At 69.5% G+C, this 2,476-nt stretch carries 3 protein-coding genes; 2 read left to right on the forward strand and 1 reads right to left on the reverse strand.

Annotation, left to right across the window (positions count from 1 at the left end):
- Together VFF46_RS35805 and VFF46_RS35810 are read left to right on the forward strand one after the other, a co-directional pair.
- A partial coding sequence (locus VFF46_RS35805) for an isocitrate lyase/phosphoenolpyruvate mutase family protein (RefSeq protein ID WP_325041693.1) occupies positions 1–238 on the forward strand: 238 nt, incomplete at its 5' end.
- Complete coding sequence (locus VFF46_RS35810; RefSeq protein WP_325041694.1) at positions 228–752, forward strand: hypothetical protein; 525 nt, start codon at positions 228–230, stop codon at positions 750–752. The genes VFF46_RS35805 and VFF46_RS35810, both read left to right, overlap by 11 nt.
- 148 nt (positions 753–900) lie before the next feature.
- Here the strand turns inward: VFF46_RS35810 and VFF46_RS35815 are convergent, their stop codons facing one another.
- Positions 901–2,358, reverse strand: coding sequence for an ATP-binding protein (locus VFF46_RS35815; RefSeq protein WP_325041695.1), 1,458 nt, complete (start codon positions 2,356–2,358; stop codon positions 901–903).
- Positions 2,359–2,476 lie beyond the last annotated feature (118 nt).

Below are 2,476 nucleotides of genomic sequence, written 5' to 3' on the forward strand. Positions count from 1 at the left end.
CGGCCCCCTGAACGTGGTGATCGGTCTCGGCTCGTCGACCTTGAACGTCACCGACCTCCAGGCTGCCGGTGTGACGAGGATCAGCCTGGGCGGGTCGATCGCTCGCGCTGCGCTCGGGTTCATCCGGCGGAGCGCCGAGGAACTGGCCACGCACGGGACAATCAGCTTTGCTGCCGACCAGATCCCACAGGCTGACCTCAACCAGCTCTTTGCGCGATCATCCAAGGGTGAGCACTGATCGGACCCCGCGGCAGGTGGCGCTGGCGCACGCCGTCGTCGGATTCGCCACCTGCCTGTGCCTGATCGTGTTCTACACCGGGGCGTCGGCCTTCGGCCCCATCAACGATGTCGGCAACGCGGCGCTGGGTGTGCTCAGCTGCGCGCTCGCGTGGGTGCTCCGGCCGCGCCGTACCGTGCTACTCGGGTTCGCGGCGATCGGCGCGGCGCTGACGGTTCTCGGCACCGTCCTCGTCCTCGCCGGGGTCACCGGCTTCTATCTCGCCGGGCTGTGGTCGAGCTTCGGGTTCGCCCTCATCGGGGTCTGGCTGGTCGGTGTCCGCGGGTTTCTGCCCGGTGCGGTGATGCTGCTCGGGCTGGTCGGCGTACCGGGGATCCTGATGGGCCTCGACGACATGGGCAGCGCGCCGGGCTGGACGTTCGCGGCGGGCATCAGCTGGGCCGGAACGTATCTATTGTTCCCCGCCTGGAGCCTCCGCCTGGCCCGGCAGGACCGTCCCGAACGCGTCCTCTGACCGCGGAAACATCCCGCGTACGTCTCCCCCACCCACCCAGATCCCGATCACCAGCGCAGCCGTTGCCTCCAGCAACCGGGCCCGCCCCAACCCACCGCCGCGTCGGCCGATCATCACCTCGTGTCCCGCGCGCGGCATGCTGCTGGAATCAACCCAGCCCCGGCTGTGGACCGCCGCGGCCTCGCCCGCTGTCCGGCTGCTGAGGACCTGTGGCTTCGTCCCGGTCGTCGGTACCTCGGGCGGCGTCGGTCGCGCCTAGTAGGCGGCGGGTGAGGGTATCGCGGGATGACAGGAGCTCGGCGGCCGCTGCTCGGAGGTGGTTCGGTGCGGGGGTTTCACCCGCCTCGGCTGCCAGTAGCACGGTTCGGCGGACCAGCTCCTTCATGAAGGAGGCCGTTGTACCGGCTGTCTGATTGACGATCTCGTCCACCAGCTCGGGCGAGAGGTCCAGCCCTGGGCCGTAGAGGTTCAGCAGGCGGGCTCGACCGTCGGCGTCCGGGAGCGGTACCTCGACCGCCATGTCCACCCGCCCCGGACGTTGCATCAGCGCCGGCTCCAGCAGGTCGGCCCGGTTCGTGGTGAGGAGGAACGCGACGTCCGCATCCTGTGCCAGTCCGTCCATCTCGTTGAGCACCTGGAACAGCAACGGGTTCTCCGCGCCCAGCGAGAAGTCGCGCGCCTCCGCGACGAGATCGCAGTCCTCGAGTACGACGAGTGCGGGCTGAAGCATCCGCGCCAGCGCGCACGCCTGCGCAATGAAGTGAATGCTCGTCCCGGCCAGCAGTACCACCGTGAACTCCGGCAACTGCGACAGGACATACCGTATGGTATGGGTCTTCCCGGTGCCCGGCGGCCCGTACAGCAGGACACCCCGCCGCAGGTGCTGACCGGCCGCCAGCAGGGTCTCCCGGTGCGCCGCGATCCCGACGACCTCCCGCTCGATCCGCTCCAGCACCCCATCGGGCAGTACGACGTCCGCACGCGACAGCTCCGGCCGCGGATGCAGCCGGAACGGCCCCACGCCCTGCCCGAACTCGTGCCCCTCGAACGACACCACCTTCCCGCGGAACACGTTGTGTTCCCGGATCAACTCGGGCAGCGCGCTCAGGAACCGGTCCCCCGCCTCCTTCTCCCCCGCCAGGATCTCCAGGTCGACGCTCGACCGCCCGTACTGCGGGTTCGCCGCCCGCAGCAACGCGACGTACCCGTCCGAGCCGCGCACCCCGAGGTAGAACCCGAACGCGACGCAGTCCAGCTCCTCGTCGACGTCGATCTGCACCCGCTGGTAGTCGACCGCCCCGATCCCGAACCGGTCGTACTCCGCCAGCTCCAGCAGCTCACCCAGTGTGTGGTGGCCCCGGTTCGACCCGGCGAGCCCGACCACCTCGAACGAGTCGAACCACGCCTCGATCGCGCGCTGCACGTTCGGCAGGTCGTACGACGGGTACGACGACGCCACCACCGGCACCTGCTCGGGATCCACCCCGAGATGCCCGCGGAGCCGCTCCCGCAGGCTCTCCCGCTCCGTCCGGGGCCCACCGGCGGCCTGCATCCTCTCCAGGAACCGCGTGAACAACCGCGCGAACTCGTCGACGTCGTCCGGCATGCCGTCGTACCCCCGATCTGATTCCGGTCTATCCGGAGGGGCCTCCGTAAAGGCCGATAGGATCTCCACCATGACAGCTTCCGAGTCCACCGACCGGCCGTACGGTGCGTTTCCCGTG

Origin of the sequence: Kribbella sp., from assembly GCF_035655035.1 — a bacterium.
Taxonomy (GTDB): Bacteria; Actinomycetota; Actinomycetes; order Propionibacteriales; family Kribbellaceae; genus Kribbella.

Coding starts and splice junctions, on each gene's coding strand:
- VFF46_RS35815 (WP_325041695.1), bottom strand. CDS start 2,358: ATGCCGGACGACGTCGACGAGTTCGCGCGGTTGTTCACGCGGTTCCTG.